5 protein-coding genes are annotated in these 6,455 nt (G+C 50.9%); 2 read left to right on the top strand and 3 right to left on the bottom strand.

Annotated features, from left to right (window positions below; all coding sequences use genetic code 11):
* Positions 1-181: 181 nt before the first annotated feature.
* The gene (locus Q0L39_RS09960; protein ID WP_296628833.1) at positions 182-1,759 is read left to right on the top strand and encodes a pectate lyase-like adhesive domain-containing protein; all 1,578 of its coding nucleotides are present in this window, start codon (positions 182-184) and stop codon (positions 1,757-1,759) included.
* 180 nt (positions 1,760-1,939) lie between these two features.
* Positions 1,940-2,974 (top strand): low-specificity L-threonine aldolase, encoded by a 1,035-nt coding sequence (gene ltaE, locus Q0L39_RS09965; RefSeq protein WP_296628835.1) that lies wholly within the window; start codon positions 1,940-1,942, stop codon positions 2,972-2,974.
* A 60-nt stretch (positions 2,975-3,034) separates the two neighbouring features.
* Here the strand turns inward: ltaE and Q0L39_RS09970 are convergent, their stop codons facing one another.
* From Q0L39_RS09970 to Q0L39_RS09980, 3 genes are all read right to left on the bottom strand, one after another.
* Positions 3,035-4,273 (bottom strand): DUF4129 domain-containing protein, encoded by a 1,239-nt coding sequence (locus tag Q0L39_RS09970; protein WP_296628836.1) that lies wholly within the window; start codon positions 4,271-4,273, stop codon positions 3,035-3,037.
* A 31-nt stretch (positions 4,274-4,304) separates the two neighbouring features.
* Positions 4,305-5,558: a DUF4129 domain-containing protein gene (locus Q0L39_RS09975; RefSeq protein WP_296628837.1), complete on the bottom strand. Its 1,254-nt coding sequence runs from the start codon at positions 5,556-5,558 to the stop codon at positions 4,305-4,307.
* On the bottom strand, positions 5,555-6,455 hold a 901-nt coding region (locus Q0L39_RS09980; RefSeq protein WP_296628839.1), incomplete at its 5' end, for a DUF58 domain-containing protein. The genes Q0L39_RS09980 and Q0L39_RS09975, both read right to left, overlap by 4 nt.

The raw sequence follows: 6,455 nt of genomic DNA on the forward strand, positions 1-6,455 counted from the left end.
TTCATTCGCCACAAATGAGCCGTCAGTCATGATGTAATGTTTTTTGGTGTAATCCACCCTCTATACATTACATCATGACTGTGCATTCAGTGAGTATACTTTTGGTGTAACTGTAAACAGCCATGCGAACGGTTATCATTTAAAGGTAAGTGATACTTCTTTTACAAATATTGACAAGGCAATGAGCGTTAATATTGATACAAAAACAGAAGGACAAAAAGCAGATAACACCCTTACCATCGGTTCAGGTGTCACTTTGACGAATGTTGCCCATGCAGTGGAAACATTCTCTAATGATGTATCTGTAGGAGCAAACCAGGACATTAAGCTTTTTAAGACAACTGATGATTATGAGAATGGTACCCCAGAAGGTAGCACCACAGAAACAGATACAGCTATCGTCAGCACTGAGAAGGAATTGCAGGATGCACTCCAGAAATCTGGTGTCAAGACAATCAAATTAGCAGCAAATATCAATACAACAACCGCACTCACTATTCCTGCTGGTGTTACTCTGGATGGCGGTGGGCACACACTTTCCCTTACAGGAATCGTTGCCAATGGAGCATTTGTAACTGCTGGTGGAGATAACGTTACCATTCAGAATATTACTGTAGATGCAGGAACCAAGGCAAAACATGGTATTCAGTTCTACTGCGCTAAAAATGGAAAGCTGAGCAACGTAACTGTTAAGGGTGGTTATTATACCTCGGTGCAGGTCAATGGCAGTGAAGTAGCAATTAGTAACTGCAATTTACAACCGACTAATAAAGAGTCTGGTAAATCTTACACCAACATCGAATATTCTATGGGCAAAGGTGTTACAACTGTTCCGAAACTGAAGATTTCCAATGTGACAGGAGACACCAGCGGTGGTCGTCCGCTCGTTTATATGGACCAGGATACCGTTAATAGAATTATCAAAAATGCCGAAAAAAACGACTTACAAGGCATTACAAACAATTCTACTATTCAGGAAATCGTAAACGCGCTGTATGAGCAGCGCTTTAATAATGCTGCTTCCATTGCGGTCAATTCTACCAAGAACCCTGGCAACTATGTTCCGGAAGGTGCCCTCCCATCCCCAGATCCAGATCCGACACCAAAGCCAGAGGACAAACCTTCCAGCGGAAACAGCAGTTCCAGTTCCGGCAGCTCCAGCTCCGGTAATGGAGGAAGCTCCACACCATTTGTCTCCATGTTTACCAAAAAACTGGAGGCACTGAAGGAGAAAGAGGATGCTTCCCGCGTTGTACTGAAAGATAAAAAGACCAACGTCACTGTTTCTGGAGAAAAAGGTGTTTTGTCTGCCGACCTCAAACTGAAGGTTACAAAAGTGGATGAAATTGCCTCCTCCCTGTCCGACAAACTTGGAACCTTCCTGCTGTATGACATCAAGCTGGTTGACGAAAACGGAAATACTGTTCAGCCAAAGGGAACTGTTACAGTTGGAATTCCAGTGCCAGACGGCTTCGACATTGATAAACTGGTGGTTTACTATATTGATGAAGAGGGCAATCTGATCGAGTATCCGGTTGTTGTCAAAAATGGTGTCGCTTACTTTGAGACAGACCACTTCAGCTACTATGCTTTGGCGGAGAAGCAGGGCAACAGCCTGACGACTCAATCGACCACAGAAACACAAACCGATTCCAATAAACCAAACCCTTCCACCGGTGCGCAGGATCTCACCGCGGTACTGGCGGCGGCAGCAGTTTCGTTCATGGGATTGGTAGTTCTTGGCAAGAAGAAACACTAATCTGATTTTATATTGAATAAAATCACGCATAAAACCGGCTCTGTTATGCAGAGCTGGTTTTATTTTGCGTTTTTATTGCTTTTTTGGACAAAAAACTTGCGTGGATTTCTGAATGTGTGTATAATAAAGACAAAATAGTGACGCCGGTTTTGAGCTGCCACGAAAAAGGGAGGAATTATTATGCAAAAATGGATTGATTTACGAAGTGATACCGTCACTCAGCCGACCCAGAAGATGCGCGACGCCATGTACCGCGCACAGGTGGGAGACGATGTATACGGGGACGACCCGACCATGAATGAGCTGGAGCGCAAGGCTGCCGAAATGCTCGGCAAGGAGGCAGCATTGTTTGTTACCAGCGGTACCATGGGCAACGCCGTAGCGGTGATGTCCCATACCCAGCGCGGCGATGAGATCATCCTCTCCGATACCGCCCACATTGTTGCTCATGAGGTCGGCGGCGCAGCGGTGCTTTCACAGGCGTTTATCCGTACCCTGCACTTTGAAAACGGCATCTTTGATGCACAGCAGATCCGTGGAGCGATCCGCGACAAGAGCAATATCCATTATCCACGCACCGGCCTGATTTGTGTGGAGGAACCCCTGGCAACCGGCAAGCTGGTTCCACTGGAAAAGCTGCAGGAAGTTTACCGCATGGCAAAGGAAGAAGGCCTGCCGGTACACATGGACGGCGCGCGCATCTTCAATGCGGCAACAGCGCTGGGTGTGGATGTCAAGGAGATCGCTGCCTGTGCAGATTCGGTCATGTTCTGTCTGTCCAAGGGCCTGTGCGCACCGGTTGGCTCGATGCTGGTCGGCAGTAAAGAATACATCGAACGTGCCCGCCGCAACCGCAAGATGCTCGGCGGCGGCATGCGTCAGTGCGGATTTTTGGCAGCAGCTGGTCTGATTGCATTGGAAGTGATGACCAAACGTCTGCAGGAGGACCACGACAATGCCAAATACATGGCACAGCGCCTTCAGAAGATGCCGGGTGTCAGCCTCGATATGAACTCGGTAGAGATCAACATGGTGTTCTTCAAGCTGGATGCACCACAGCAGGTGATCGACGCCCTGCCGGAGAAGATGCTGGAAGCCGGTGTCAAGATCAACGGTATCGAGGACGGCGAGTTCCGCTTTGTTACCACCAATGACACCAGCCGCGAGGACATCGACCGCGCATTGGATGCCTTTGAAGCAATCATCACCAAGTAAAGAAAAACAAAAAACACCCTTGAAGAATTTTCTTCAAGGGTGTTTTTGCGTGTGAAGTGTTTAGCGGTTCTCGATGTCCCGACTTTCCCGCAGAAGATGCTCACAGTTGTCACGGATGGAGGAGACATCCTCCGGTCCGACAGGGTGGTCGCTGTACCGCGCCCGCAGATAGATGCGGCGGGTGTCGCTCAGCAGCTGCTGTTGGTGGAAAGGAAAGATCTGGCGTGCCTGCCGTTCCAGTTCCAGACTGGTGGCCCACGATGGAATGAGGATTCCGATGGAGCGGCACATCCGCATAAAGTTGCGGTAATAGAAACGCACCGCTTCACGCGGATCGCGAGGCAGCTGATCGTCGAGCGGCTCCTCGGTGGAACGAAATACACGATGAACCGTGATAGGAGCACGGCTTTCTACCGCTTTGACGTGGTGTCTATGACGCCTGCGGCGAAGAATCCGCCGGCAAAACAGAAAGACGACCACGAAGATCAGAACGCCCCAGACTATTTTGACAGCCTGTATCACAGACGGATCAATGGACGGCAGTTTGCCCAGAGAGGGAACGATGTTAATCAAGTCGGTGACGCTGCCCAGGATATCCAGAAAGGCATTGCCGGTATATTCTTTGTTGGGCAGCAGGGAGAACAGCAGCCAGAAGAACAACCCAATGACGGTTGCCAGCACCAAAATCAGCGGAACCAGCACCCACTGATAAACCAGCAGCAAAAACTGGAAGAACAGTTTGGAACTGAAAAAGACAGCGGCAGCAACGGCAAGCACGGCATAGGAGGCAGCCATCAGCTGAAAACGGCGCTGAGAGAGGATCTGGGAGCTGTGCCGCAGTGTCTGGGTCAGCAGCAGAGTGGAAATCACAAAGCACAGCAGGTAGCGGGAGAAGGCGGTGATGACCGGCGCCTCCGGCCAGAAGGCGACCAGAAGGAACAGACAGACCAGCAGCAGCTTCATCCCGATGGAAAAGACTAAGAGACGCTCCTCATAGCTGAGGGAGAACCGCCTCTGTCCTACAATCAGTACACCATACAGGCAGGCTGCCAGCAGCAGAGGAATGCTCCAAACATTCAGCGGCTGTCCGACAAAGGCCAGAGGCAGCACCAGCAGCGCTGCAAAGCGCATAGAATCCTTTTTCTGCTGCAAATAAAATCCCAGTGTCCCGCTGACCGAAATGACGATCAGCGGCAGCAGAGAGCGTGTATCGCAGTTGGTACCGCTCAAAAGAGCGGTTGCTACCATGAAAAACAGACTGAGATCACTGACCATTTTGACCAGAAAGAAGAAGCTCACAATCGACCCTCCTTTGTCACAGCATAAGGTGCTACATACGATTTTCGATTTCGTCGCGGTCTTTTTGCAGCTGCTCGACATTCTCGCGAATGGTTTTCACATCTTTGCGGTCGATAGGGTGATTGCTGTATCGTGCCCGCAGATAGATGCGGCGGGTATCCTGCAGCTGCTGTTGATGTTCGATCGGGAACAGCTTGCGGGCCTCCCGTTCCAGCTCCAAACTGGTGGCCCAATTCGGAATCAGGATGCCGATGCTGCGGCAGGCGCGCATAAAGTGTCGGTAGTGATAGCGTACTGCTTCGCGTGGGTCAACAGGAGGATGGGTGTCGCGAGGTTCCTTCTCGGAACGAAAATCTCGTGGTGTCGTAATCGTGGAGCGGCTTTCCTCCGCCCGCATGCTGCGGTCATATCGACGGTTTTTCAGCATTTTTCGGAAGAACAGAATCAGTATGACCAGGACAATTACGCCCACGCTGACTTTAATGATGTTCAGAAGGAGAGGGTCTATGGAAGGAGTGACCTCGTTTGGTTCAATTTGTTGATACTGTTTTGCAAACTGCGTCATTGCCTCAGTAACTTTGCCTTCGGCTCCTGGTTTTATCGGCAGTAAGGTGAACAGTACCCATACAATCAGCCAGATGACAACTGCAATCACCATGATGATTGGAATGATAACCCACTGGTAGAAAAATTTTGCCAACCAGAGCACAACCGTCCAGAACAACCCTGAGCTGAAAAAGAGGATGACAAGGCTTAACAGGATGACACAGGAGATGATGCCCAGCTTCAAACGCCGCTGCACAAGGATAGAAGGAGAGTGGCGCAGCACCTGTGTCAAGATCAGGGTAGGAACAGCAAAGATCAGCACGTAGCGGATAAAGATGTACAGCGTCGGCATGCCTGGAATAAAGATGCCAAAAGGAACCAGGCACACAGGGAGAACCTTGACCGCCAGCGATAAAAATTGCAGACGTTCGTCATGGCTGAGAGAAAAGCGCTGCCAGAAGATATGCAGTCCGCCGTAAATACAGGCAACTGCAATGATCAGCGTGGTCCACAGGTTGCGAGGCCAGCCGAGGAAAGCAAGCGGCAGACCCAGCAGAGCGATATAGCGCAGCGCCGGTTTTTTTCCATCCAGCCAGTATCCCAGCGTGACAGACAGCGACACGGCAATCAACGGCACCAGAGAGCTGGTATCGCAGCTGGTGGCACACAGGAAGGCAGTGGCAACAGCAAAGAAAAATCCAAGGTCACTGACAATTTTCAGGAGAAAATAGAAGCTCACGCAACTCCCTCCTTTTTGCTGTCGTCCTGTTTTACCATGGAAGGAGTCAGTACAAACACCTTGCCGTCGCTCAAATCGCGCAGCTTTTGCAGAGCAGAGCTCCAGGCATCATTTTCATCAGGAGTGATAATGATGTGATAACGGCCTTGTTCGCCCGAACGGCAGGCGCGCAGGATGGTGGAGGAAAAGCTCTCGCAGGAGAGCATGGTCGCGCGTCCCAGCGACTCCATGACGCTGTAAAAGTGGCGGTTGCCCAGACCTTCTTCGATCGAGGAGAAAAAGTTCATCGAGCCTGCCATCACCGAGTTGGTGATAAAGCTGTATTTGATCTGCTTTTCTTCCAGGATTTCGCAGACCGAACGGGTCATCGAGATACACTGCTCCACCGTTTCCTCGTTTTCAAAGACGTTTTTGACCGACTGGATATTGAGCAGCACTGTCACTGACAGGTCGACGGTGTGGTCGTAGTTTTTGACCATCATGCGGCCCATGCGTGCGCTCTGTGTCCAGCTGATGTCGCGCATCGGCTCACGGCCGCTGTATTCGGAAAAACCGATGGTCAGCATCGGGTCCTCGAACAGAAAACGGTTGACCGACATGTCTCCCAAAAAACCGCCCAATGCGATGCCGAGGTCTGGACAGGGCAGAGCTTTTGGGATGACGACCAGCTCCTGCGTGGCAGGAAAACGGGCGTTGCCGTCTTTGAGCCCCAGCAGGTCGCCGCCGTTCATCATCGCACCGGTGAACAGGTAACGTCCGCGGCGCGGCATTTTTGCGGTGACCTTGCGCACATACTGCTGGTTTGGCATCAGATAAAAGGAACAGTGCATCCAGGTGCCGATGGTCCGCTGCCGCGAGGGCATCGAACCGCTGGAATCCAGAATTTCGGCGATGCCG

It is taken from the genome of uncultured Negativibacillus sp., assembly GCF_944388365.1.
Taxonomy (GTDB): domain Bacteria; phylum Bacillota; class Clostridia; order Oscillospirales; family Ruminococcaceae; genus Negativibacillus.